The 26,562-nt window shown below is 55.0% G+C and carries 19 protein-coding genes; 1 reads left to right on the forward strand and 18 read right to left on the reverse strand.

Going from position 1 to position 26,562, the window contains the following annotated elements; genetic code table 11:
* Positions 1-18: 18 nt before the first annotated feature.
* The 15 genes from QNH46_RS16380 to QNH46_RS16450 all read right to left on the reverse strand — a co-directional run bounded on the left by QNH46_RS16380 (position 19) and on the right by QNH46_RS16450 (position 22,626).
* Positions 19-426, reverse strand: a complete 408-nt coding sequence (locus QNH46_RS16380) for a cytidine deaminase (protein WP_283925212.1) — start codon at positions 424-426, stop codon at positions 19-21.
* Positions 427-488: 62 nt separating this feature from the next.
* Positions 489-860, reverse strand: a complete 372-nt coding sequence (locus QNH46_RS16385; RefSeq protein WP_283925213.1) for a diacylglycerol kinase family protein — start codon at positions 858-860, stop codon at positions 489-491.
* Entirely contained in the window at positions 860-1,357 is a 498-nt protein-coding gene (gene ybeY, locus QNH46_RS16390) for an rRNA maturation RNase YbeY (protein WP_283925214.1), read from the reverse strand. The genes QNH46_RS16385 and ybeY overlap by 1 nt, the downstream gene beginning before the upstream one ends.
* A gap of 28 nt (positions 1,358-1,385) precedes the next feature.
* Positions 1,386-3,617 carry an HD family phosphohydrolase gene (locus QNH46_RS16395; RefSeq protein ID WP_283925215.1) on the reverse strand — a complete coding sequence of 744 codons (2,232 nt, stop codon included), beginning with the start codon at positions 3,615-3,617 and terminating at the stop codon, positions 1,386-1,388.
* A gap of 52 nt (positions 3,618-3,669) precedes the next feature.
* On the reverse strand, positions 3,670-4,641 hold the full coding sequence (locus QNH46_RS16400) for a PhoH family protein (RefSeq protein ID WP_283925216.1): 972 nt from the start codon (positions 4,639-4,641) through the stop codon (positions 3,670-3,672).
* Between the two features lie 6 nt (positions 4,642-4,647).
* Positions 4,648-5,829, reverse strand: coding sequence for a sporulation protein YqfD (gene yqfD / locus QNH46_RS16405; protein WP_283925217.1), 1,182 nt, complete (start codon positions 5,827-5,829; stop codon positions 4,648-4,650).
* 5 nt (positions 5,830-5,834) lie between these two features.
* Complete coding sequence (yqfC, locus tag QNH46_RS16410) at positions 5,835-6,122, reverse strand: sporulation protein YqfC (RefSeq protein ID WP_155610439.1); 288 nt, start codon at positions 6,120-6,122, stop codon at positions 5,835-5,837.
* A 1,034-nt stretch (positions 6,123-7,156) separates the two neighbouring features.
* Positions 7,157-7,600 (reverse strand): GatB/YqeY domain-containing protein, encoded by a 444-nt coding sequence (locus tag QNH46_RS16415; protein ID WP_055107420.1) that lies wholly within the window; start codon positions 7,598-7,600, stop codon positions 7,157-7,159.
* 15 nt (positions 7,601-7,615) lie between these two features.
* Positions 7,616-7,789 carry a 30S ribosomal protein S21 gene (rpsU, locus tag QNH46_RS16420; RefSeq protein ID WP_005547957.1) on the reverse strand — a complete coding sequence of 58 codons (174 nt, stop codon included), beginning with the start codon at positions 7,787-7,789 and terminating at the stop codon, positions 7,616-7,618.
* Between the two features lie 130 nt (positions 7,790-7,919).
* A complete protein-coding gene (locus tag QNH46_RS16425) occupies positions 7,920-8,285 on the reverse strand; it encodes a histidine triad nucleotide-binding protein (protein ID WP_155610441.1) in 366 nt (121 codons plus the stop codon).
* 303 nt (positions 8,286-8,588) lie between these two features.
* The gene (locus QNH46_RS16430; protein ID WP_283925218.1) at positions 8,589-12,074 is read right to left on the reverse strand and encodes an AAA family ATPase; all 3,486 of its coding nucleotides are present in this window, start codon (positions 12,072-12,074) and stop codon (positions 8,589-8,591) included.
* Positions 12,071-13,255, reverse strand: coding sequence for an exonuclease SbcCD subunit D (locus tag QNH46_RS16435; protein WP_283925219.1), 1,185 nt, complete (start codon positions 13,253-13,255; stop codon positions 12,071-12,073). Before QNH46_RS16435 ends, QNH46_RS16430 begins: the two co-directional genes overlap by 4 nt.
* Before the next feature lie 25 nt (positions 13,256-13,280).
* Positions 13,281-17,474: a helicase-exonuclease AddAB subunit AddA gene (gene addA, locus QNH46_RS16440; protein ID WP_283925220.1), complete on the reverse strand. Its 4,194-nt coding sequence runs from the start codon at positions 17,472-17,474 to the stop codon at positions 13,281-13,283.
* Positions 17,471-20,995 (reverse strand): helicase-exonuclease AddAB subunit AddB, encoded by a 3,525-nt coding sequence (gene addB, locus QNH46_RS16445; RefSeq protein WP_283925221.1) that lies wholly within the window; start codon positions 20,993-20,995, stop codon positions 17,471-17,473. Before addB ends, addA begins: the two co-directional genes overlap by 4 nt.
* A 260-nt stretch (positions 20,996-21,255) precedes the next feature.
* Entirely contained in the window at positions 21,256-22,626 is a 1,371-nt protein-coding gene (locus tag QNH46_RS16450; RefSeq protein WP_283925222.1) for a class I SAM-dependent rRNA methyltransferase, read from the reverse strand.
* 157 nt (positions 22,627-22,783) lie between these two features.
* On the opposite strand from QNH46_RS16450, the gene QNH46_RS16455 reads away from it, so the two are divergent.
* On the forward strand, positions 22,784-23,821 hold the full coding sequence (locus QNH46_RS16455; RefSeq protein WP_283925223.1) for a Na/Pi cotransporter family protein: 1,038 nt from the start codon (positions 22,784-22,786) through the stop codon (positions 23,819-23,821).
* Here QNH46_RS16455 and QNH46_RS16460 read toward each other — a convergent pair.
* From QNH46_RS16460 to QNH46_RS16470, 3 genes are all read right to left on the reverse strand, one after another.
* A complete protein-coding gene (locus tag QNH46_RS16460; protein WP_283925224.1) occupies positions 23,818-24,249 on the reverse strand; it encodes an NUDIX hydrolase in 432 nt (143 codons plus the stop codon). The two genes, QNH46_RS16455 and QNH46_RS16460, sit on opposite strands and share 4 nt — an antisense overlap.
* Before the next feature lie 168 nt (positions 24,250-24,417).
* Complete coding sequence (gene mtaB / locus QNH46_RS16465; protein WP_283925225.1) at positions 24,418-25,758, reverse strand: tRNA (N(6)-L-threonylcarbamoyladenosine(37)-C(2))-methylthiotransferase MtaB; 1,341 nt, start codon at positions 25,756-25,758, stop codon at positions 24,418-24,420.
* A gap of 3 nt (positions 25,759-25,761) precedes the next feature.
* On the reverse strand, positions 25,762-26,526 hold the full coding sequence (locus QNH46_RS16470; protein ID WP_283925226.1) for a 16S rRNA (uracil(1498)-N(3))-methyltransferase: 765 nt from the start codon (positions 26,524-26,526) through the stop codon (positions 25,762-25,764).
* Positions 26,527-26,562: the final 36 nt, after the last annotated feature.

Below are 26,562 nucleotides of genomic sequence, written 5' to 3' on the forward strand. Positions count from 1 at the left end.
CTGTCTTCCGTAACGATGCTAAGATTTCTGCAAATCTGCAGGACCAAAGGCATATGGCAGCAGCTCCGCCACGGTCGTCTCTCTGACATCGCCTTTCATGTTGCCGAGAATCACCGGCATATCCGGGCTGCACAGCTCCAGTATGACCTGGCGGCATACGCCGCACGGCGCGATGGGGTCATCTGTCTCGCCGATGACGGCCAGCGCCCGGAAGCTGCCTGGAGCATGGCCGTCGGCTATGGCGCGGAACAGCGCGGTTCGCTCGGCGCAGTTCGTTGGCCCGTATGCCGCGTTCTCGATGTTGCATCCATAGTGGACATGCCCGTTCGCATCCAGCAGGGCGGCGCCGACGGCAAAGCCGGAATACGGCGTATAGGCAGCAGCCCGCGCTTTAATCGCTTCTAATAGCAAACTCGTGTTATCCATTGTCGTCATCTCCTCAGGCAATCTAGTGGTAAGCCTTGCTCATTCCCTGTGCTGTGGAATAGTTACTGTTGAAAACAAGCCATCACCGGCTCATAAAACAACAAACAGCCTACGCATACCGCAATAATTGCCGCAACAAGCACGGCACCTGCCGCCGTATCTTTTGCCGTCTTCGCAAGCGGATGCCAGTCGGGCGAAACAAGATCCACGACGGCCTCCAGCGCCGTATTCACCAGCTCTGCCGCGATGACGAGGCCAATGACGATCAGAAGCAGGGCGACGTCACGTCCCGGAAGGCGAAAATACGCTGCGGCCAGCAGAACAGCGACCGCGGCCAGCAAATGTATTTTCATGTTCCGCTCAGATTTCAGCGCCGTTACGATTCCTTCCGCCGCATAGCGGAATGTATCGCTCCATTTGGATGCAGGCTTCATTAACGGGTTAGCCCCACCTGGGCCAGGACGGCTTCCTGCTTGCCCATCATCTCCGCCTCGCTCACCTCATCCTGATGATCATAGCCAAGCAGGTGAAGAAATCCATGTACGAACAAAAATCCGATTTCCCGATTGAGGGAATGGCCGTACTCTTCGCTCTGGGCCTTTGCCGTCTCCACGGAAATAATAATATCCCCGAGCATGTCGCCAAAGCCTTCCAGCTCTTCGCCTTCTTCAAGCTCATAGACGATCTCCTGCTCCTCTTCCACGGATTCGTTCATGGCAAAAGAGAGTACGTCCGTCGGCCGGTCGATTCCGCGATACTCGCGATTGAGCGCATGAATTTCTTCGTCGGTTACGAACGTCAGGGCAACCTCGCCGTCAGTTACGCCTTCGGCCTCTCCGGCTTTTTGCAGCAGTGTATGCAATAGCTCTATTAAATCTTCCCCAATTTCGATGATTTCTTGCTCATTACTGTATTCGAGCTGTAATGCCATGGCTTACTTGCCCCCCGTCTTTGCTTCATTAGTTCGCTTTCTTGATTTCTTCCGGATATTCGATCCGCGAGTGGAAAATGCCCATCACGGTTTCTTTCAATGTCTGTGCAATGACATCCAGCTCTCGCATCGTCAGGTCGCACTCATTGAATTGATGATCGTCGAGACGGCTCTTAATAATCTTCTCGATCATGGTCTCCACCTGCTCCACGGTAGGCTTGCGCAAAGACCGCACCGCCGCCTCCACGCTATCAGCGATACCGACGATCGCCGCTTCCTTCGATTGGGCTTTCGGCCCCGGATAGCGGAAATCTTCTTCCGTAAAGTCAGGCTCTACGCCCTGCTCTTCAGCCAATCTAAGCGCCTTATGATAGAAATAATGCAGAAAGGTCGTCCCGTGATGCTGCTCTGCAATATCCCGAATCGGCTTCGGCAGCTTGTAATCCTTCTGCATCTCAACCCCGTCGCGAGCATGGGCAATAATAATCGACTTGCTCAGCTTAGGATCGATAAAATCATGCGGATTCTCCATATTGTTCTGGTTCTCTATAAAATAGCTCGGACGCTTGGTCTTGCCGATATCGTGGTAATAAGATCCAACTCGGCACAACAGTCCGTTGGCCCCGATCGCTTCTGCAGCCGCCTCCGACAAATTGCCGACCATCACGCTATGATGGTATGTGCCCGGCGTCTCCGTCAGCAGCTTGCGCAGCAGCGGATGATTCGGATTGGACAGCTCGACGAGCTTCAGCGCCGACAGGATGCCGAAAGTGACCTCGAAGAACGGCATAAGGCCGATTACGAGGATCGTCGTCAACAATCCGCCCGCCACGGCAAAACCGATCGCATACAGCGTGCTGGATTCCGTCCAGCCGTTGTTGTTGACCAAAATCAGCGTAAATACCGCCAGGGAGCCAAACAGCGTAATCATGATCCCCGCCTTCAGCAGGGTCGAGCGCTGGCTGGCCCGGTGAATAGCAAAAATAGCTGCAAAAGAAATGACGACAGCGAAAAATCCGAACTGAAAATCAAAAATCTGCCCTTTGTGCACGTTAAGAATAACGCTGGCCAATATACTGAACAATATAGAACATATATATGCCAAAGACATGTCAAGCAACAGCGTAATCAGCATGGCCCCTACCGCGACTGGCGCAATATAGCCGATATAAGGCCGCTGTTCATTTTGTACGATGTTGACCACATGCATCGACAAGATCGTTATTAGAATAATCAGAAGCAGCATTACGAACTGGGCGTTATTATACTTGAAGCGGCTCACGCCTTCCGACTGGCGGATATACATAATCAGGCCCAGTGCCAATAACGAAGACAGAATCATCAGGCCAAATTGCGGCCAGTAATTCACCTCATCCTTGAGCAGTCCGTTCTTTTCCAGCAAGGAGTACATTTCCGGGGTGATTTTCTCCCCTTTCTGCACCAATACATCCCCCTGCTTGATGAACACGGTTGGCGTCTTCTCCCGCGCTTCGACCTTCGCCGCTTTGGTCGCTTCCTCGTCGTAGAACTTATTGGCCGTAATTGCCAGACGGGCCAGCTCCTGAACGACCTCCCGCGATACGCGCTTGCTTAATGAGCTCGTACTCACCTGCTCCGCCACCTTGGCGCGCGCCGTCTGGGCGTCCACGATTTGGTCCGTAGTCAACCGGGCGACGATGTCGGCGGCCACAGGCTTCATTTCATTAATATCCTCCGGAGTCAGCCTTGGAATTTTGATGAACGTCTCCTCAGATATATGATAAGCCTGCTCGCTGATCCGTTCGTTTACTTCCTCGAACAGCTTCTCCGAATAGTTCGGCGAATTTCGGTTGTTCCGGATAAAATTCTGAATATGATCCTGCGCTCTTTGCGGCAGTTCCTCGCGGTAAATTTTGATCTTGTCCTCGGTCGACACCTGGTCATCCTGATTAAGACGGAAAATCCGATCCAGCATCTGCCCGACGAGCACCTCATTGCGCAGTGGAAGAATCGTATAGACTTGCCCTACTTTTTCAGCGGCTTCCTCCTGCGCCTTCAGTGTCGCTTTGGTATCTGGAATATCCATCGGAGCCAGAATTTCCTTGTCGCTCGGCAGCCCGACGGCAATATCATAGGTTTCCGGCAGCAGCTTGGGTGCAAGACTGGCATAGAACATAATAATAAGCAGCGCAAACAGAACATAGCGTACAGATACGCTATGTTTCCATCCGGCTGTTCGGGATTGCAGCGTTTTACCTTTTTGCATTTCGTTTGAGGTCATAGTGCAGCCCTCCTGAAAAATTTAGAGCCCGGCAACCTTGTATTTAAGCAAATTAACCCTGATTTTCAGCGGCACGGTCATAAGCAACGATAATTTTCTGTACAAGCGAGTGGCGCACAACATCGGATTCCGCAAAATAGACGAACCCGATTTCTTCAATTTCCTGAAGAATATTCTTTGCTTCGATCAATCCGGACTTTTTGCCTTTCGGCAAATCGATTTGCGTCACGTCGCCCGTAATCACCATCTTCGAGCCGAAGCCGAGGCGTGTCAGGAACATCTTCATCTGCTCTGGCGTCGTATTCTGAGCTTCGTCCAAAATAATGAAGGAATCGTCAAGCGTCCGGCCGCGCATATATGCAAGCGGCGCAATTTCGATGAGGCCGCGCTCCAAGGCTTTGGCCGTCTGCTCCGGTCCCATCACATCGTATAATGCATCGTACAGAGGACGTAAATAAGGATCTACCTTCTCCTGCAAATCGCCCGGCAGGAAACCAAGGTTCTCTCCGGCTTCTACAGCAGGCCGGGTAAGGATGATCCGTTTCACCGTGCCCTCCTTAAGCGCAGTTATCGCGAGGACGACGGCCAGATAGGTTTTGCCTGTACCTGCTGGACCGACCCCAAACACGATGTCGCGCTTCTTGATCGTCGTTACGTAATGCTTCTGTCCGATCGTTTTGACCCGAATCGGCTTGCCTCGGTAGGTTAGAGCTATTTCCCCCTTATACAGATCAAGCAATTGATCGGCCCGAAGATCCTTTGCCAAATCGATGGCATAAAGCACATCACGCTCTGTCAAAATATATCCGTTGCGGATCAGCTCCAGCAAAACCTCGAACAACTGCTGGGCAATTTCCACCTGACGGGCTTCGCCACGAATCGATATTTCTGATTCCCGCAAAACGATCCCTGCATTCAGACTGCTCTCGACAAGCTTCAGGAACGAATCCTGCGGACCGAATAGCGACAATCCCTCAGAGGCACTTTGTAATGTAATTTTGGTATGCGAAATTTGTTCTGACAAATAGACTCATTCTCCTTGATCGTATACTATCGGAAGATCTTCCGCTATATTCTGCTCTACTTCAAAAAGCACTTTCATATAAACTTTACCATTGTCTGTCTTCTCATGCAAAATTTTTTGACTGACAATTTTCGATTCGACGCCCTGTTTCGCATAAATGTCGCGTAAAGCTCTGTCGATTCCGTCTTGTTTCGCTTGCTCCGCCGAAAGCTTCAATTGGATTTCCGTCGTCTCCAGCAGCTTCTCGCTCATCCAGCCGACCGGCAGCTTCCAGCTTCTCCAGGTCAGCGGATCAAGCTCGCTCAAGGTTTGGAACTCGGCAAAGCCCGGCCTGCCGTATCCGGTGATCTGGACAGCGGTCTTGCCGAAGAACAGATAGCCTCGCTCCTTTTTTTCCCCCGTATAGACATTCTGCTTTCGCACTAGCGGGACCTCGATGTTATATTCATGCCAGACGATCCCCTTGATCTCTCCCTTGGCTACGACAAATTCATTCCCCTGTATGCCGGCAATTAGCACCTGTCCTTTTCTGACCCGGTCATGCTTCTTCACCTGGGGTTGTCCCCGTTCAGAATAAATCTGCGTGATCACGGCATCGGAGCTGCTGACGAGATGGCTGGGGCTTCGAAGCTCCTGTTCCTTGGGGCGCGTAGCTTCGACGACCTGGATTGTGATGCGCGTCCCGCTGCGGGATACGCCTACCCAGGAAGATCCGGCCAATTTCCGGGTAAGCTCTGCGGATAACTTGTCCTGTTTTTGCAGGCGCAATATCCATTGAAAAGGATAGATCCCTTCTTCGCGTGCAGCACGCAGCACGTCTTCGGTTGATATGTTCTCATTGCCCTGCACTTCAATATCCCACACAAGTGACGAGAGGGTAAATATAATCGCGATGAACAGGGCAAACCCCGCAACGAAAATTTTGCGGCGCCACAGCCTGGCGAGCAGAAAGGGCACGCCGCTGCGCCGCTTTACGGACATCCTGCAGCCTGTCCGCTTCAGCAGCGGACGGAGGGAGAAATAATCACTTAGCTGAACATTCATCTCCATCCTCCGCTCTGGTAAGGAGCGCACATCCCATATCTCTATGCCTTCCTTGGCCAATTCATTAATGAGCCTCTCGAGATTCCCGCCGCGCACAACGATCCTCACACTGCCGCGCAACCGGGATAAGACAGATGATTTCACGCGATTCACTCCTCCACTCCATGATATTTAATGCCGGAAATCCGGCCCTCAATAATAACTTCCTCAGGCATGATTGCCTTGATCACAAGCTCCGCTCCCTCGACCCTCAGCACCCCTTGCTTCAATTCGAGATGAAGCTCCTCTGGCGAGAAATGAACCACCCCTTTGTGATTCTCCACCAGCAGCTGCTTGTTGCCGATCATGGTGAGCCTCGGTAAATCGAATACGAGATCCCCCGGCAAGTCGAGCGCTTCGACCGCCCATTTGCGGATTTTCCGTGATAGCTGGCTCATTATGAGGCAACCCTCCTTCCTCTACCCTACAAAATATGCGCCAGAAGCAGAATTTATGAGACCCAGGGCAAAAAGGAGGGCAAGGGGAGATTGGAGCGAATCTTGATATTTTTTCCAAGGTGAATTAATCGGATTGTGGATGCGGCCGTCAGGTGTGAGTACAGCGAGGTGTGTGGGATGTGTGGGATGATGCGTGAAGTGTAATTTGTGGTCGACCCGTCGAGCTACAGACCCATCCCACCGCTATTATGCAGCAAATTACTGCTCTCTTAGAGTGGAACGGTGCGAAAAAGAATTGTAAGGTGATGTGCGTGATGTGCGTGATGTGCGTGATGTGCGTGATGTGCGTGATGTGAGCGATATGGTTGGCGAAGGCCCGAATGCCAGAAAATCCTGCACTTTCCTCACGGTCCCTTAATTGAACTGGAGTCTTTCTCTCCAATAAATTAAACTACGGATTTATGACTGTCCTAGATGGCAAGGATCAGGTAACTGATAAGACTACTAGATGTATTTCATGCAGTTAGTTCATCGGTTTTGGCCGTGTTAGAGGGAACTAACTGCAAAACCTACATTTAGTTTCAAGCTATTTCGGCGAATTCGCTCTATTCAAGCAAACTAACTGCATGTTTTGCATTTAGCGTATAGTTTTTTTGATAAAAGAGCTTAACTAGTTGTATAAAATACATTTAGTTTTAAGTGATTAATGGATGGTTGCTTGAGCTTGGATACAAGTTACTTGCCCCAGTGAACTTTGGAGAAACCATAACCTCATCTTAGGGAAAAGCAAGTCCTATCGTTTGTGCAATGAGCTTGGCATCCTCCAGAAACAACGTAAAAAAATAAACATTAATGACCGCTTCCTCCAAGAAACCGGATCGTGACAGGTCCTAACCAAACATGACAATTGCATCATTCGCCTCTAGGCCTCTATTTTTAGCCTCTAAAATATAATGCCCTTGATTTAATGCCCAACCCCCTCCGCCACACAAAAAACACCTTCTACATTCGTAGAAGGTGTTCATTTGCGTATGTTATTGCAAAAGCTGTTGAACCGCTTGATTCACGAGCTTCCCGTCCGCCCGGCCTTTGACCTTGGGCATTAGAGCGCTCATGACTTTCCCGATATCCGCCTTCGAAGAAGCACCGGTTTCCTGGATGGTCTGCTGTACAATGACTTTAATTTCTTCTTCTGTAAGCTGTTCAGGAAGGTATACGGCAATAATCTCAGCTTCAGCTTTGACATTTGCAGCAAGATCATCGCGACCTGCTTTTTCAAATTCTTGGAGGGCATCTTTGCGCTGTTTGATTTCACGACTTAGGATATCAAGCACTTCATTATCGTTCAAAGGTCTTTTCAGATCTATTTCAAGATTCTTGATCGTAGCACGAACCATTCGAATGGTGGAGAGTTTGAACTTGTCTTGACTCTTCATCGCTTGCTTCATATCTTCGTTCAATCGCTCGCTAAGATTCATGGTAGCTAATTCCTCCTAAAACTTTCTCTTACGAGCAGCCTCGGACTTTTTCTTGCGCTTTACGCTTGGCTTTTCATAATGCTTGCGTTTCTTCACCTCAGCCAATACGCCATCTTTTGCGATGGAACGCTTAAAGCGACGAAGTGCAGCATCAATTGTCTCGTTTTTGCGAACTTTAGTTTCAGACACCAGTTTTCCCTCCCTCCGACCAGACCGTCCAAGAGCATAACACGGTTCATCATTCTTCATTATAGGGGAAAAATAAATCGGGTGTCAACCAAACACCTAGTTTTTATCTTTCATTTTCACCATTTAATTTTTAAATGGCGTGGGAATCGGAACTTTGCACCAGTGCGCCTAGCTTTGCTCCGCCTATCAAATGATAGTGAATGTGGTAGACGGCCTGTCCACTGTCCGGGCCGCAGTTGTTAATCAGACGATACCCTGTCTCGGCAACGCCAAGCTTCTTTGCGGCTTCCTGGGCTACCCGGTGGAGTTCCCCGATCATGGCATAGTCTTCAGGCCCCACGTCGTTCATCGTCGCAATGTGCTTCTTTGGAATAATTAGAACATGCGTCGGAGCGGCCGGCTGAATATCATGGAATACGAGAAAAGTATCGTCTTCGTACACTTTGTTTGAAGGAATTGATCCATTTGCGATTTTGCAAAACAAACAGTTTTCCATTTCCAAGCCTCCTACAAAATATATATGTACTCTCATCATACCTAAAATTAGCAAAAAAAAGAAGCACCCTGCTTCCTCGAAGACGAGTTCGCTGGTCGCACGGACGTATTGGACCCAAATTAAAATAATCTCTGTCACCAATACGTCCGGCGGGGTGCTTGCAAAATGATGTCGGCTAACTGTAGTATAACAGCCGGGTGAAGCTGTATCTGTGATATGCATCACGGTCGCAAAAAATATCGGTCTATTTATAACCTCGAGGATTTCGGGCGTATCGCCCGAGGGAGCCCTTGTTCACAGCCCTTACAATCTCTCGAGCATTACCCGTGAGCCCTCCCCGCCGCTTTCCGCCGGGATGACGATCAGCTTGCGGGCTAATCTTGCCCGAAGCTCGGCCACGTGGCTTATAATCCCAACGGATAAATGATCGTGATGGAGATGCTCCAGTGAGGTAATCACCGTATCCAGCAGCTCAGGGTCCAGCGTGCCGAAGCCTTCGTCCAGGAAAAAGAACTGCAGCGGGTATTGGCCGCGGAGCTGAATCTGCGCCGATAAAGCCAGAGCGAGCGCCAAGGAAGTGAGAAACGTCTCCCCGCCGGAAAGAGTAGCTACCGGACGTTTCACCCCGCCGTTCGCATCGTCGCAAATGACAAAACCTCCGCCGGAATCGCATTCCAGCGCATATCTCTGATTCGTCAGGAACCTCAGCCTCTGCGATGCCGCTTGGCTGACGTTCATCAACTGCTCCTCCGCTACGTATTCCACAAACGCATTTCCGCGCAGGGAGGACTGCAGCTTGGCCAGCAGACCCGCTTCATGCTCCCGCTTCAGGCGGACTTTCTCGAGCTCCTGCCAGCGGACATGCCGTTGTCCGAGGTCCTCCAGATCACGCTGCGACCTCGCCTTCAGCTGCAAAGCAGCCTCATCCTGCTCCTTCGCATGCCGCAGTGCTTCGCAGCATTCCTGCCACTCCGCCTCAGTCACCATCCGGCCTTCCAGCTTAACCTCGAGCTCCTTGAGGCTAATCAACAGCTCGCGTTCGGCATCCCGGTGGGATTGGATTTGCTCCTCCATGGAGCTCATCTGCTCCTTATCCATAATAGCTTCAGCAACTTGCTGCTCGCTATCGAACGGGGAAACCTTAAGCTCAGCCTGCCACTGCTTCAGCAGCCTCACTTCCTGCTGCCGGGCGTCCGTGGCGGCCTGCTGCGCGAGTACATCCGCCTGGCTGCAGCGCTGGCGCTCCGTCTCGGCTTCCGCTTGGCGGCGTTTGCCCGCCTCGGCCTGCGCCCGCAGCCAGTCGATTCGCTGGCGGGTACTCTGCAGCAGCTCATCTGCCGATTCCTCACCGATCCATGCCGTCAGACGCATCTTTTTGTCACGAAGCAACTCCTGTTTGCCCTGCTCCTGAAGCTCCCATTGCAGCAGCGACTTGTCAAGCTCGGCGATGTCTTTTTGCAGCTGGGTAATATTCGCTGTTTTCTCTTCAATAAAAGGAATGCTTAGAGACAGCCGCTGTTTGATATCTTCCGCAGCCTGATCCCGCTCATGAAGCTGCTCCATGCGGATGACCGCCTCCTCCGGCGACAAGCCCGGATGCTCCAGCTCCCATTCCTTCATGAGCCTAGCCAGCGCTTCGCGGCACTCGCGGCTATTCCCCTGGGACTGCTCAGCCAGTTGAGATATTGAAGCCGCCTCCGCTGCCGCGGAAGCCCGCTTCGTCTGAATTTCGGCCAGCTTATGAGTCAAGGTCTTGACGCCGCGTTCCAAAGCTGCGAATCCCTCGCGCCATTCGGCCTGCCCGCTCTTCAATTCCTCATATCGCTGTGCTAGTACAGCTATCGTCTGCGCTTTCCCGGACAGATCATCCTCTAATTCGCCGGCAAAATCAGAGCCATCAGCATGCAGCGAGGGTGCCGGAAAGGCTGCGGCTTGAGACGCGGCTGCTTCGCGGCATGCAATCGCAGCAGACGAATCCTCTTCGAGAACTGCCTCCAGCGTGCTGGCCAAGCTGCCCAAAGCATCGGAATCCCTCGATGTCGCATAGCGTAAATCACGGGCTTGTACCAGCAACACGCCAGCCTGCTCCAGCTCCGACTCGCTGTTCAGCGAGCCCTGCTCCTCCAGCTTAGGAGCAACCGGAGACGGATGCTCTGTCGAGCCGCATACCGGGCATGGACAGCCTTGGCTTAAGGCTTCGGCCAAGCGCAATGACCATTGGTGCTCATCCCGCTCTTTCGCGGTGCGCTTCAAAGTCGCTTCATAGCGCTCGATCCGCTCGGCCAGCCCGGCAGCCTCGGCAGCAAGCCCCGCCAGCCTCGACCCGGCTTCCCAGGCCTTCTCCGACAGAGCCAAACGCTCACGTACCAATCCGGCTTCCTCCTGAGCCAGCGCCTCCAAGCGGTCGCTGGCTTCCCTCGCCTTCGCAAGCTGCTTGTTCTCCTCCGCCTCCGCCTTGCTCAACGCTTCGCGGGCACTGTAGATCCCCTGCTGCCGGGATATCGCGTCCTGCAGGCTGCGCCGCTCGGAGGCTTTCACTTCGTTGCTCTTGAGCTGCTCCTCCAGCTCCTGCTTGCGCTGCTGCGCTTTGACCAGCAGTTGCTCCTGCTTAAGCAGCTCTTCGCCGAGCTGCCGGTGCTGCGCGCTTGCCTGCTCGCGCTGGGCCGCAAGGCCCCTCGCCTCCGCAAGCAGCTGCTCGCACTCCGCCTGCAGCACCTTCGCCTGCTCGAGCTGGTCCAGCCGCAGCAGCAGCGCCGGCTCCTCTCGCCCGAGCTCGGCCGCAGCCGTCTCTGCGGCCTCCGTCGCGGCGCGGGCGCGTGCCGCCGCGGCCTCCGCCGCCTCGCGAGCTTCGGCAGCCGCGGCGGCACGCGCAGCGGCGAGCTGCTGCGCTTCTTGCCAGGCCGCGAGCGCCGGCCTGATCCGCTCGGCAGCAGCCGCGGCCGCGAGCCGCGCTTCCAGCTCGGCGACGGCGCCGTCCCGCTCGCGCAAAGCGGCAAGCTGCGCGGCACGCGCGCTGCGCTCGAGGCTCAGCTCGCGCACCTTCGCGAGCTGGTCGCTGCGCTGCTGCGCGTGATCGAGCTCGCGCCGGCGCGTCTCCGCTAGCGCCGCAGCCGCTTTGAGCGCAGCCTCGGCCTCGCGCAGCGCTGCTTCCGACGCGTCGCCGAGCCCCTGCTGCTCTGCAGCGAGCTCTTTGAGCGCTTGATCGTTCTCCTTCACCTTGCGGCTCAATTTCTGGGCCAGCAGGTCGCCGTATTTCTCCAGATGGAACAGGCGCTGCAGCATCGCTCTGCGCTCCGCCCCCTTCAAGGAGAGAAATTCGGCGAACTTGCCCTGAGGAAGAACGACTGCACGGGTAAAATCATCCATTTTGAGGCCGATTTTCTCTTCGACGCAGCGCGTGACCTCGGCCAGCTTATCCGCCACGACCTTCTCGCCCTCGGGCGATATTTCAATGAAGCGGCTAACTGTGTTGCTGACCGAAATATCACCTTGGCGCTTGAAGCGGCGCTCTACCCGGTAGCGCTCCTCGCCTTTTGCCGACATCAGCTCGAAGGTGAAAGCTACAAACAGCGAATCCTCCGAATGGTTCATAATCCCCTGTGTTCCCCCGGAAGCTCGGCCGACTTTGCCATACATCGCCAGTGTGATGGCATCGAGAATCGTAGATTTGCCGCTGCCGGTCGGACCGAAAATGCCAAACAGCCCGGTGTCGCATAGCGCTGTGAAATCAATTTCCTGCATGCTTCGATAGCTCTGCAGGCCCGATAACTTCAGCGAGATCGGCTTCATACTTCCTCCTCCTCTTCGATGCCGGCAGCTTCATCTTCAGCCACCAGCGACATAAACAGCTCCACCAGCTCCTCTTCCGGCTCCGCTCCGCCGCTTTGCCGCTGGTAAAATTTGCGGAACAGCTCGTGAACCGGCATCTGGGCGCGCGAGGCAGCCGCCGTCTCCTCGGACCGTCCCGGATACACCGGGCGGATATGTACAATTCCCTCATGAGCCTTGCGGAGCGTCTGGATATCGCTCATCGACATCGCTTCGGTCAGGCTGATCTCAAGGTCGATGAAGGCGTTGTTGTCCCGCCCCTCATCAAGCCAGCGATGAGCCTCTTCCAGGCCGCCGCGGCATGTCCAGCGCACCAGCGGGCGCCCGCTGCTGAGAAACAGTTCTTCCATTTTCGGAATCTCACCAGGAGCTGTATCCAGCAGCATCACCGATTTCGCCTGCCCGGCCTCCGAGAAGCTGTAGGCAAGCGGGGAGCCGCTGTACCGGATCAGCCCGCTGCCCTTGACAAGCTGGGGGCGGTGCAAATGCCCCAGCGCCGTATACTGTGCTCCCACATCCAGAACCGAAGGGTCTACCGTGTACGCGCCGCCGACTTGGATCGGCCGCTCGGAGTCCGATTCTACTCCGCCCAGCACATAGATATGGCTCATGGCCAAATTCACAGTGTCTGGCCGAAATTCCTGGGCCAGCTGCCGCATTAGCTTGCCGACCTTGGCGCTGTAGGCCGAGCGCAGCTCCCGTTCGTCCCCGTCCTCGGCCAGCAATTCGGATAATCTCGCTTCCGAGGGGTAAGGCAGGGCCGCGATGACCGCCCGTTCTTTCGTACGCGGCACGTCCACGATCACGCTTCGGGAACTGGGCAGACCCACCAGCGTAATGCCGCGCTGTGCGACAAGCGGAGAAACGGCAGAAATGCGCTCGGGCTGGTCATGATTCCCGGCGATAACGACAAGCTGGCAGCCGTTGTCATTCAGACGGGCCGCGGCATCGTAGAACAACCCCTCGGCAGCCGCAGGCGGGTTGACGCTGTCGTATACGTCACCGGCCATTAATATCATATCGACCTGCTGATCGCGGGTAAGCTGGATAAGCTCATCCATAAACATCTCCTGTTCCCTAAAACGGCTTCTCCCCTCCAGCGTCCGTCCCAGATGCCAATCTCCCGTATGCAAAATGCGCATTTCCTGTTCCCCCTCCAAATTGAAACTACTGCGATGATTCCTGCAATTTGACCGCTTCCCCATGATCGAAAAAGTACAGCCATTTCTCATCGACCTTGCGGCCCATGATCTGTTCAATCGCTTTGGCGTACAGCTCAAGCTGGAAACGATAGGTTTCCGCCAGCGCAGGCACGCCTCCCTGGTGCTCCAGCACCCGGTCGCTTTTATAATCCAGCAAGTACAGCTTATCCCCGACAGCAAACAAGCAGTCGATAATCCCTTGAATCAGCACGGTCTCTCCGGCCAGTTCCTTAATCGCCAGCCGTTTCCCGTCCGCTTCAGCCTCATCTGCGACGCCCGCTGTAGCCGAAGCGAACCGCGGGTAAGCTTCCTCCACAGACAGGCCGTAGCTAAACGGCATCTCCCGCCGAATCCAATCAGCCTGGCGAAGTAAAGCGCCCAGCGGGCTTTGCAAAAATCCGGCAACCCGCGCAGTATCCATTTCCGCGCTCTGCTCCCGGGACATGATCTGCAGCTCCACAAGCTGCTGCAGCGTCCGGCGAACCGTCTCTTCGTCCGCCTTCTGGTCAAAAGGAAGATGCTGCATGAGCATATGATACGCCGTTCCCCGTTCGGTCGGCGTCATCCGCTTCTCCTCCATAAACTTCGGACGGCGCAAATGCAGCTTGTATTCGGCCTTCTCTTCAAGAACGTTCCGCCGCTCCATGCGCGCTTCCTCTACGGCGAGCCAATCCATCGGCGGCTCCTCCTGCATGGCCAAAAGCGTCTTCATTTCGGTAACTGATGTCTTGGCCGAAATCCGGCCGGCCATTTCGTAAGGGTAGTGCCAGTCCAGCCTTGCCTTCACGGCATCTTCGAACCTCGTATCCTCCGACGGGCGGACGGGTACGGGACCGCCGGCTATCAGGGCCTGCAGCATAGCCTTCTCCTCCGGCGCCCAAGCTTTGGCCGCTGCCGCTTGTGCAAAGGCAGTCACAAACTGCTCGGCGGCAATGAAGCCGATCACCCAGTCAGGACCGCTTCCCTGTCCATAGTCCGCAGCAGGCTCCGGTAACCCGGCGAAATCGCGAAGCTGCGCCGCAGCCGGGTGGCGGATTAAGGAAGGCCCGATCCAATCCAGGTAACTGCGCCCCCGGGCAATCAAATAATCAGGAAGCTGCTCGGTGCCGTTCGCCAGAATACCTCCCCATGACTCCACCGATTTGGCCAAATCTTTGACCGAGGAAATCAGAATGAGTTTGTCTTTAGGCCTGGTCAGCGCCACGTACAACACTCGTATTTCCTCGGCCAGCAGCTCCAGCTGCGCCCGGCGGCGAATCGCCAGATTCGGAAGCGTGGGATAGCTCACCCGCGTATTCTCATCGACGAATTTAGGCCCGTAGCCCATTTCCTTATGCATCAGGAACGGCGTATTCAAATCCTGCCGATTGAACATTTTGGACAAGCCCGCCACAAAGACGACCGGGAACTCCAGCCCCTTGCTTTTGTGGATGGTCATAATCCGGACGGCATCCTCCTGTTCTCCGGCAGAAGCCGCCGCGCCAAGGTCACCGCCGTTCTCCCGCAGCCTCGTAATATATCTTAAAAACCTGAACAGGCCGCGCGCGGCTGAGGATTTCTCGAATTGTCTAGCCCGGTCAAGAAGGGCCCGCAGGTTCCCCTGCCGCTGAGCTCCTCCCGGCAAACCGCCGACCCAGTCCAAAAATCCGGTTTGCCGGTAAATGTCCCTAATCAGGTCGCCAAGTTCACCCTCCCTGGCTTTATTCCGCCAAGCTTCGAGCTGCCCCGTATAGACGATTAGCCTGTCCCTTAACGTAGCGTGCTTTACTCCGGCCTGAGCTGCCGAGTGCTCTGCGGTCCAAAGCTCGCCCGGCGCCGTTCCAGCTTCGCCGCCCTTTTCTGCTGAGGATGCAGCTGCAAGTGGACCTTTAGGTTCATCAGCCAAGACTTCTGGCGCCAGCAGCCCGCTATTCCTGATCTCTGCCATCGTCTCTTCCGCAGCCTCTGCCATAGCAGCTGTCGAAGCTTCAGCCGAAGCCCATGACGCAGCCTCCGCCCCTGCCTCTGCCGAAATTTCAGCAGTAGCCACCACCCCTGCCATATCCGTCTCTTCCGGGCCAATATAAGCCTGCACAGCCTCATAGAAATTGCCTTTTGGAGCAGCAAGACGTATTTCAGCCAGCTCCTCCTCGGACAAATTGCAGAGCGGCGAACGAAGGACGGCGGCCAGCGGAATATCCTGCATCGGGTTATCAATGACCTGGAGCAGGGACATCATCGTTTCGACCTCAGAGGCGTCGAAATACCCCTGGCTCACTTCTCCATAGGCCGGGATGCCTTCCATCCGAAGCTCCTCCATCATAGCGGGAGCCCAGGTCAATGTAGAGCGGAGCAAAATGACCATGTCCCGGTATTCCACGGGACGCAAGCCCTTCAGGTGTTTATCGTAAATGCGCAGAGGCTTCTGCCGCATCTCCCGTATTTTGGCCGCAATGGCCCGGGCCTCCAGACGAACCGCCTCCAAATCAGCAAGCTCCTCGTCGATTCTCGCTCCGTCTGACTCGCCCTCCGCTGCCGGAGTTTCACCCTCCGCGGCCGCATCGCCGCTCCGGTCGATCAGTAGCAGCTCGGGGCGGTAGTCCTCCCCGTCATTGTCAGGGTAGCCTTCCCCATACACAAGCTCCGAACGGGAATCATATGCAATTTCCGCAACAGTCTCATTCATGACTTGCCGGAAGACATAGTTGACAGCATCGATCACTTCCCGCCGGCTGCGGAAATTGCGGGCAAGGTCAATTCTAAGCCCTTCCGCCGACGCATCCCCGCCATAGCTCCGGTACTTCTGCAGGAATAGTCCAGGCTCAGCCAGCCTGAACCTGTATATGCTCTGCTTCACGTCGCCGACCATAAAGCGGTTGCCCGGCTCCTGCCGGGAAATCAACCGGACGATATCCTCCTGCACCGTATTCGTATCCTGATATTCGTCAAGGAGCACCTCTTCGAATTGCTGCTGATATTCTAGCGCGGCAGCGGAGGGTACGACCTTATCCCATGTTGAATCCGGATGGCGCAGAATTTGCAGGCAGTAATGCTCAAGGTCAGAGAAGTCGAGCCAGCCTTTGGCCGTTTTCTCCTTGCGGTACCGCTCGGCGAATTCCATGACGAAAGAAGACAGCTCGGCCATCAGCGGAGCCATCTGGTTCATCTCGTCCAGAAACGCCTCGGGCGAGCGGCCGAACAGCTGCGTGCGCAGCTCTATGAGTGTCTTCTTTGCTTCCTCGCGGAGCGTTTTGACCCGCTCCTGCAGTGTCGGATCGGTCTGATCCTTCTTGCACGGCTTCAGCTTGCCAAACGCGATGGCATCGAATTTCCCATGCAGCAAAGACCACTGCCCTTCATGAACGTAAGCCAGCATCAGCTCGACCATCGCGATGTCCTCTTCCAGAGTGGCAGCGTAAGGCTGCGGTCCGCCAGGGGACAATGCGATCGCCTCGGCCTGCCGCAGCAGCTCCCCAGCTCCTTCGAGGGTCAGCTTCGCATCGCTCAGTATGCTGCTGACCCACAAGCTTTTCTCCAAAGCCTCCACGCTAGGAGCGGCAAAGGCCTCTGCGGCCTGCCGCAGCCAAAAGTCCGGCCACGGATGGCTCCGCGAGAAATCGTACAATTTCTGCACCAGGAAAAAAACAGCATCGTCGCTGCGTTCTCCGCCAAACCAGTCCACCAGACGCAAAAATGGGCTGCCCTCCCGCTCGAGCGCATATTTCTCCTCAAACAGCTCCTCGAGCACTTCCTGGCGAAGCAGGGCGGTCTCGCTTTCCGATGCGATGCGGAATCCGGGGTCAAGCGGGATCAACGTATAATAGCGCTGGATCACTTCCATGCAAAAAGAGTGAAGGGTCGTAATCGAAGCACGTCCCAGCATGGCAAGCTGCCGCCCCAGATGCTCATTCGCAGGATTCCGGGACAGCTCCTTCTCTAGCGCCTCCCTGATGCGCTGCCTCATTTCCGTAGCGGCCGCTTTAGTAAAAGTCGCAACAAGCAGGCGGTCCACGCTAAGCGGCTGATCCGTGCTGCACAGCTTTCGGATGATGCGTTCCACCAGCACTGCCGTTTTGCCCGAGCCGGCCGCTGCGGCGATCAGCATATTGCTTCCGGACAGCGATATCGCTTTCCATTGATCGTCGCTCCAGTAGCTGCCCGGCGGCTTCGGTATGCTCATCTTTGCCCCTCCTCTCTGTCATTTTGCTCGAACAGCTCCCACAGCTTATCCTTGCCGGGCTTGCTCAGCACCTGATAAGAAACGTCCTCCACTGTTTCATCAAAACGGCAGACCGGTTTAAAGGCGCAGTGCGTGCATGCCGTCTCGGTGCCCAACCGATAAGGAGTGATTCGGACGTCTCCTTCCGTAATTCTCGTTCCGATTTCCGTTATGGTCCGCTTGGCCGATCGAAGCAGCTTGTGCCATTGCTCTTCCGTAGCGACAGAAGCGCTGCTGTAGAAGCCCCCGTCAGCTTTGACGGCGACCGGAAGAATATCGGAATACCCCTTATCCAAAACGCTGTCCATCTTGGAAATGACATCCCTATCCGCAAGCAGCAGTCCCTTCATTTTGAATCGTTTCAGCATCTCCTGTTCAGCTTGCTCCGGGCTCATGCCGTTGCTGCTCTGCAGAAGCGGGTTATGGACATGAAAGTACAGCGTGCCGGCGGGCATTGCCCTTTCCCCAAGCCACGATTCGCTGGACGCAAGCAGCACCTCAAGATAGGTGAGCATTTGCAGCGACAAGCCGTAATACACCTCGTGAAGCTTCAGATCCGTCTGGCTTGACTTGTAATCGATAACTCTCAGCAGCAGCCCTTGCTCTCCCTCCGCGACGTCGACCCGGTCGATCCGTCCAACGATTTCCATGACGCATCCGTTTGGAAGCTCGAAGGTCAGCGGGGGAAGGGTTTGTCCGGGACCGAAATCCAGCTCCAGGCCGATCGGCTCGAAGCTGCCTCTTCTGGAATGCTCTCCGAGAATGATAGAGGCACGGCCCACGATATTCTTAAGCTTGCGGGTAATGTACCCATAACGCTTCGAGCTCAGCAGGATTTCACCCTGCAGCTTTGGCGCAATCCGGTCGACCGCGTCCTCCGCCTCTTTCAGACATTGTTCGGGGGAAAGACTGCCCCAGCTGCGATTCTGCTCCTTGAACGTAAGCGCCATCGAGCTTAGCGCCGCATGGAACAGTTGGCCGATATCCGGCGCCTTCAGCCGGTAAATTTGCCGTTCCTTCAGCTTCAAACCGTGAGAGGCGAAATGTGAAAACGGACATGCCGAAAACTTCTCCATCCGGGACACGCTAGTCCGAAGACGCTTGCCGTATAATCGCCGGCTCGTCGCGGCAGACAGCCCCCGTACCTTGTTGCGGTATTCCAGTGATCCAAGCAGGCGAGCAACTTTGCCATCCCATTCCGGGCGGGTCTTATACCAGCCCAGAACGTTCCACCATACCGGAGAGATCGGCTCGCCGTTTCTCCATAGCCGCAGCTGATCGATTAACCGGGACAATGTTGGCGCCGGCCGGCTCACATATTCAAGCTGCCGTTCCTCGGGATCGCCTGCGGCCGGAGCTTCTGCCAGGAAGCGTTCCTGCAGACTCGGAAAAATCGTCTTCACATGCCGGATAACCTCGGAAGGCAGAAGGGCCTTGCCGTCTTCGTCAGCCAGCGGATAGCTTAGCCACAGCGAGCGGCTCGCCGCCGACAAGGCCTCGTAAATAAGGAAGCGCTCATCAAGGAGTCTTCTTGTCAGGCCAGGGGCAAGCCCGATGCCGATCTCGGAGAGCCGTGTCCGCTCCTGATCGCTGAGCACGCCTTCTTCCTGGAGGCTGGCAGGCATGATGCCTTCATTGATTCCAAGCAGAAATAGATGCTTAACATGGCTTGAACGCGTACGATCCGTGCTCCCGATCAATACCTGATCCAGGGATGGCGGAACAAGAGACAGCTTGAGATCCTGCAGCCCTGTCTCCATAATTCCAGCGAATATATCCAAGCTAAGCTGCTCTTCTCCCATCATTTCTACGATTTGATCGAGGAGGTCCAGGACGGCGCTCCATAGCTGGCGATGTTCCATTGCCTCCTGCGGCCTTCCCTGACGATGGGCCTCATGCGCCAGCTTGTCCAGACGATGGGCAGCCTCGGTATCTTCGAGCAGCCTGTAGATCGCCGTGCACATTTCACGGGTATTGCGGCTCCGCTTCAATCTCGTCTCGAAAGCGGATAAAGGCGTTACAATCGCCTCGCGGCAGCGCTCCAGCAAGCGCATGGACTCGCTCTCCGCTTGCTCGGCCGGACGCTCAGGGCCTTCCAATGACAGGCTGGGCGTGCTCTTCCAGGGTCGGCCATCGTTCCAGCGGTAGCCGTGAATTCCACTCGCCAACGCATAGTTCTCGAGCCGGTCCATATCGCTGCGCGTCAAGCTGCCGTCCAGCGGCAGCAGAAATTCACTCTTGACGCAGCGGAATACATCCTCGTATTTCCAAAATTTCAATACAACGTCCAAGGCGCCACGAATCAGCTCTACCATGGGATGATAGAGGACGCTCCGCTTCTGGTCGAAGAAATAGGGGATGCCGTATTCCTCGAATAACGGGCCGACGAGATGGTCGTAATCCTCCAAATTTCTAACAAGCAGAGCCATGTCTCGCCATCTAGCCCCCTGCTCCCTGGCCAGGGCAACCATCGCCCGCGCGGCTCCTTCAATTTCCGCGCGCCGGCTGCCCGCCGCTTGCAGAGACAATGCGGCCGATAAATCCTCCGGCGGTGCCGCACCCTTCCACGGGGTCCGGTGTTCATAGGCAAACTCCAAATGCGATAATATCCCATTGCCTTTAAAGCGTGGAAACGGACGTGTGCCGAGAACCTCCGCCGGCTTAACCTCCACTCCACATTCCTCTGCAAGCTCGCGAAGCTTCATGTAAGTTACCGCCGTGGAATGGAACAGATTCAGCTCATGCGGCATAACTCCGTCATCATAAGGACGGTCCAACGTCAGCGATACGGTCATCGAGGAGGCCGCCGACATGAGCGCGCCTATGGCTTTGTACTCCTGGGGGGTAAAAGACTGGAACCCGTCGATCCAAATGTCGGCCCCGCGAAGATAGGAGGAATTCGGAGCACCCTCGGCAAGCTTGACGACATGATCCTCGGCATCTATGTAGAGTTTGGATAATTCCTGGTCAAATTCGCGATAGATCATGCTGAGATCATGCAGCTTATCCTTCAGGAGCGGCGATTCGCCAACGGACCTTTCGAGGACTTCCCCATATTTGTCCAATGCCGAGAAATCGGCATCATGTTTCTTCAGCTCGCTGTACAGCGCATTGATCCGGTCAATTACACCAAGCTGATCGCCCGACTGCTTGTATAGCTTCAGCTCTTTGCGGTGCCTGCGCATAATTTTGTAAAGAAGCATCTTCTTGCCCTCTTCGCTGATCGGTATAAGCGCCGATCCGCCCGTTTCCTGCATAACCCGCAGAGCCAGACGGTGAAAGCCGAGAACCTGGGCTCTGACGGTACCATATAATTGCTCCGACTGGACGATAGCCCGTTCAATCTGGAACGTCCCCTGTTCCGGGGCGATCAAAATAATCGGCGGACCCGCCGGGTCGGCTCTTAGCATCGAGGTAATCCGCTCCAGAATCAAGCTGCTCTTGCCGCTTCCTGAACGGCCGATGATCAATTGAAGTGACATGATGCTCCTCCTAACAGCAAAACTGCCGTAACCTAAATTTTATATCAAAGCAAGAAGCAATGCTGTCGCGGCTTCTTGTCACGGTAAAGTTGTTAATTTACATTATAGCATACAGATCTTAGCGATTAAGCCGCAAACAAGAATGTATGTTCTGTAATTGTAAACTAGTAAACGCGCAAAATACAACAAGACTTCTGAAAAAATCAGAAGTCTTCTAGTGCAGCCATTGCCATTCCCCGTTATTTACCATTCTGGATATGTTAGAACGTCTTGCTCCGCACCTCAAAGATCGCAAACTTCAAATAGTGCCCTTCATTAACGCCTAAAATTTGCGGATGGTCTTTCCCGGCCGCCCGCCATTCGATCAGCCTGAGTACCTTGCCCGCATCCATCGCGGCTTCCTGAATCGTCTGCAGGAACAGCTCCGGCTTCATATGGTAGGAACAGCTGGCAGTAACCAGGTAACCGCCCTCGTTCACCAGCTTCAGGCCATGCAAATTAATGTCCTTGTACCCTCTGCACGCCCCTTTGACCGCCCCTTTCGTCTTGGCAAAAGCCGGCGGATCGAGTATGACGACGTCCCAGGTACGGCCACCGCCGGCCGTCATTGGCTGAGAGGTGTCTACCTTGCCGGTATCGGCAGCGCGCAGACGCCGTTCGTCCTGCCCCTTGACCTGGCTGCGCAAATACTCGAAAGCATCCGCCACGACGAACTCCACCCGTTCTTCAAAGCCGTTCAGCCTGACGTTCTCCCGGGCGCTTTGGATCGCGTGCTCGGAAATATCGAGGCAGGTTACCTTCTTAGCGCCGTACTTGCATGCATGAAGCGTAAAGCTGCCGGTATGAGAGAAGCATTCCAGCACGGTGGCTCCATCCCAATAGGGAAAAACAACCTCCTTGCCCTTCCGGTTGACCGGAGCCATGCGGAATCCGCCGCCGTCCGCGGGAAGCTGCTGCAGTGTAACCCCGCTCCTTTCTCCCCAACCTGTCATCAGCGGTTCGATGGAAGCGCGGTTCTCGCGCTGATCAAAGAAATACCCCGTCTTCTGACCCTGCCAGATATCGACTTGGATCAATAGGCCATTCTCCGTCACGGTCACATGCCGCGGCGGATCACCGTACAGCGGACCCTTGACCTCCTCAAGACCTTCCAGGGCGCGGACGGATACGTCGCTGCGCTCATAGATGCCCGCCGGCTGAAGCACAGCTGCCAAAGCTTCAACAATGCTGTCTCGGCAGCGATCCATCCCCAGTGTGAGCAGCTGTACGACAAGAACATCGCCAAACCGGTCCACGATCAGTCCCGGCAAGAAATCAGCCTCTCCATAGACAAGCCGGTAGGCATCCTCCTGCAGAAATCTGTTGCGGTGCGCAAGACACTGTTCGAAACGCTGGATGAAGAAGGCGGTGTCCATCGCTTCAAGCGGTTGATAGGATATGACACGAACCGTAATTTGCGAATCGGGATTGTAGTAGCCCGTTGCCAGGAACTTGCCCCTCCAATCCAGCACGGATACTAGGCCGCCCGGCTGCGGCCCGCCCTCTACTTTCTCGATTTCATTGCTGTAAATCCAAGGATGCCCCTGTTCCAGCCGTTTTTTACGACTGCGTTGCAATATAACTGATGGCACGCTGACCCACTCCTCTTATTCTTAAATAGCTTCTCCTCGACTTGCGCCGCCGCCCGGTATAGGCGACTGGCTTATAAAACCGGCCGGAGGCTCGGGCATGAGAGCTGCAAGTACTGCATATATGTAACTTGTACAGCTTTATCAGAGGAGGGAGCTCATGTTTCACGAAATTGTGTTCCCGGCGACGTTTGGCTTTGCTCTGTTTCTGCTTGGCATGAAAATTATGGAGGCGTCGCTGCAGGCCTGGGCCGGACCAAGGCTGATCAAGCTGCTTCAGGCCTCGACGCGCACGCCATGGACGGGCCTGTTATCGAGCACCTTCGTTACCGCCGTGCTCCAGAGCAGCACGGCGGTAACAGTTATGACGATCGGGCTCGTTAATGCTGGGCTGTTGTCTTACGGCCGGACACTGGGCATCATCCTCGGCGGCAACATCGGAACCTGCTTGACTACCGAACTGATCGCCTTGAACATTTCGCGCCTCGGCATTCCGCTCATGATCGGCTCTCTCGTGACATGGGTATGCGCTGTGATGGGCGAAGAAGCCCTTCCCCCCAGCCGAAAGGGCGACTGGGCACGCAGGCTGCGGCCGATCCAATTCGGATCGCTTGCCGTATTCGGCTTCAGTCTTATTATGATCGCAATCAAGTGGATGCAGTCGGTCGGTCCCGCTCTGGAGGATCGCGGCGTAATCGCCTGGCTGCTGATGCATGCAGACGACAGCCTGCTCTGGGGAGCCGCCGCCGGTGCGATTCTCACCGCGCTCATCCATAGCAGTGCAGCCGTTATCGCCATGACCATGGGGCTTGTCGCTGCCGGAGCTCTCCCGGTCGAGTTTGGCATAGCTATGGTTATCGGTTCTAACGTAGGCACCTGCATTACGCCGTTAATCGCCTCTGTCGGCAGCACCCGTTCGGGACAATTTGTCGCCTGGTCCCATGTCATCCTAAATGCTCTGGGCGCAGTGGTCTTCATGCCCCTGATTCCATGGCTTGAGGCAGCAGCAGCCTGGCTCAGCAACGATCCCGGGGCGCAAATCGCGCATACGCAGACGATTTTTAACGTAATCTGCTCCTTGCTCGCGCTCCCCTTTTGCTACCTGCCGATCTGGTCAAAATGGGATGGGCCAACGCAGCAGCCCACGGACTATTCCTCGCGGACAGCGGCGCTGCCCTCAGGTAAAATCCGCGATTAGACCTGAACGCCAAGCAATTTTAACGCTTTTTCCAATATAAAATCATTGTTGTCGTAGCCGGCATTGCACTGCCTTTCCCACGCGTCCGCGGGCTCATACCACGCAACGCTGCGAATTTCTTCCGTCTGAGGTTTCAGAATGCCGCCCTCGCTTTCAACAAGGTAGTAGTGAACTTCTTTGCGGATATCTCCATGCTGCGGATGATGATAAGTATATGCAATAATATCGATGGCCTCGATGATCCGGCCGTAAATCCCGGTTTCCTCTCTAATTTCGCGCAGCGCGGTTTGTTCAATCGTTTCCCCGTTTTCCCGTTTTCCTTTGGCATAGGATATTTTGCCGTATCGGTCTGTAATGAGCTGAATTTGCAATTGCCCCGCTTCTTTGCGGTAGACAATGCCTCCTGCGGATATTTGCTTGGACGGCATGACATGATCCCTCCTTGTTCGTAGCACATTCTCTAAATTACGGGTTTCCCGCTTGTCTCCTTACCAGGGAAATACCCAAATGTACAACAAGGATTTCACCCCCGGGGTGAAATCCTTGAAGGCAAATATGATATTAATATTCTAAGCGCAACAAGCCGGACTCAAATATTACGCTAAAGCTCGGGAGGAATCCTCCAAAATACGTACGAGCTGGCCTTCGCAGGTGTTGACCCCTGCTTTCGTCAGCTTGACCCGGCACACTTTGCCAGTCAAGTCGCCCGAAGCCTCAAAGCGAACCTGCAAATAGTTGTCGCTGAAGCCGGCAGCATAGCCTTCGCCTGAAACACCCTTTTCATCCTTCTCAGGGATGACATCGACTACCTGGCCAACGAATTTCTGCGCATACGCTAGCTGCATCGTTTCCGAAAGATCGATCAGCTCATGAACGCGCGCATGCTTCACTTCCTCGTCCACCTGATCCTCCATCCGTGCTGCCGGTGTACCGGTACGCTTGGAATAAGGGAACACGTGCATTTCCGAGAAGCCGATGCGTTTAATCGCTTCGAATCCCTCGCGGAACAGCTCATCGGTCTCGCCCGGGAAGCCGACGATGATATCCGTCGTAATGGCCACATCCGGCATAAAATCACGAATTTTCTTAATTTTAAGCTCGAATTCTTCAATCGTATATTTGCGTCTCATCCGCTTGAGTACTTCGTTGCTTCCCGCTTGCAGCGGAATGTGGAAATGACGGCACATTTTGCTGGAGCCCTTCAGCACTTCCAGCATCTTATCGTCGATCTGGCTTGCTTCGATCGAACTGATCCGTACGCGCTCAAGGCCCTCGACCTTATCCAGCTCCCAGAGCAAATCGGACAGTCGGTAGTTTTCAAGGTCATCGCCGTATCCCCCGGTATGAATGCCGGTCAGTACGATTTCCTTATATCCTGCGGCGACCAGCTGCTTCGCCTGATTCACGACGCTTTGCGGATCGCGGCTGCGGGACAGGCCCCGCGACCATGGAATGATGCAGAAGGTGCAGAAGTTATTGCAGCCCTCTTGGATTTTGAGAAAGGCACGTGTCCGGTCTGCAAAATCCGGTACGTCCAGCTCCTCGAAATCCCGGGTTTTCATAATGTTGCGCACGGCATTGATCGGCTGGCGCTGCTCCTGAAGCTGGCCGATCAGGGGCATGATCTTCTCCCGGTCCTGGGTGCCGATCACAAGATCCACCCCAGGGATGTCCAATATTTCGGCAGGCGAGGTCTGGGCATAACAGCCCGTAACCGCAACGATCGCGTCCGGATTGCGGCGGATCGCCCGGCGAATGATTTGCCGTGATTTTTTATCGCCTGTGTTCGTGACGGTGCACGTATTAATCAAGTATACATCTGCGGTCTGTTCAAAATCGACCTGCTCATAGCCTTCGTTCTTAAAGAGCTGCCAAATGGCTTCTGTGTCATAAAAATTGACTTTGCAGCCCAACGTGTAAAAAGCGACGGATGGCATTGTTCAAAACTCCCCCATTTCTCCGGTTTCATACATGATGCAGGTCAAGGCGGCCATACCAGCCGTCTCCGTTCTCAAAATTCTTCGGCCCAGCCCTATGGATACGGCACCTGCCGCTTCTATTTGCGTGATTTCCTGCTCCGTAAAGCCGCCCTCAGGCCCGATCGCGATCAACACCCGCGGCTTCGCCCCCTCCTCCATGCGCTCCGCAAAAGGCTTCAGCACGTCCCGCAGCTGCTGGCCGTGCTCCTTCTCGTAGCATACACAGGCGAGGTCATATTCCGGCAGCTTGGCCAGCAGTTCCTTCCAGGCCGCCGGCGAATCCACCGTCGGAATCCTGCTGCGGTGAGCCTGCTCGGCCGCCTCTTTCGCAATTTTGCGCCAGCGGAGCGCCCGCTTCTCCTCTTTCCGCGGATCATATTGAACAACCGTCCGTTCCGACATGAAAGGCAGAAAGGAGGTGGCGCCGATCTCCGTGCATTTCTGGATGACGACTTCCATTTTATCGCCTTTCGGCAAACTTTGGGCGATCGTCACCTGAACACGGGGTTCACCAGATGGCTCTAGCATTTCTATAATACGGGCTGTCACTTCCTGCGCTTCAATCTCCGTAATCTCGACAAGCGCTTCCCTAGCGATCCCGTCGCTGACAATCAGCTTATCTTCAGGCTTGGAACGCATCACTTTGCCTATATGGCGAGCGTCCTCACCGGTTATGCTCACCGTCTTGTCCCCAAACTGTATCGGGTCAATAAAATAACGCTGCATTTCTCATCAACCTCACCTTAATCACCAAAGAACATC

Origin of the sequence: Paenibacillus woosongensis (genome assembly GCF_030122845.1) — a bacterium.
In the GTDB taxonomy this organism is placed as follows: domain Bacteria; phylum Bacillota; class Bacilli; order Paenibacillales; family Paenibacillaceae; genus Fontibacillus; species Fontibacillus woosongensis_A.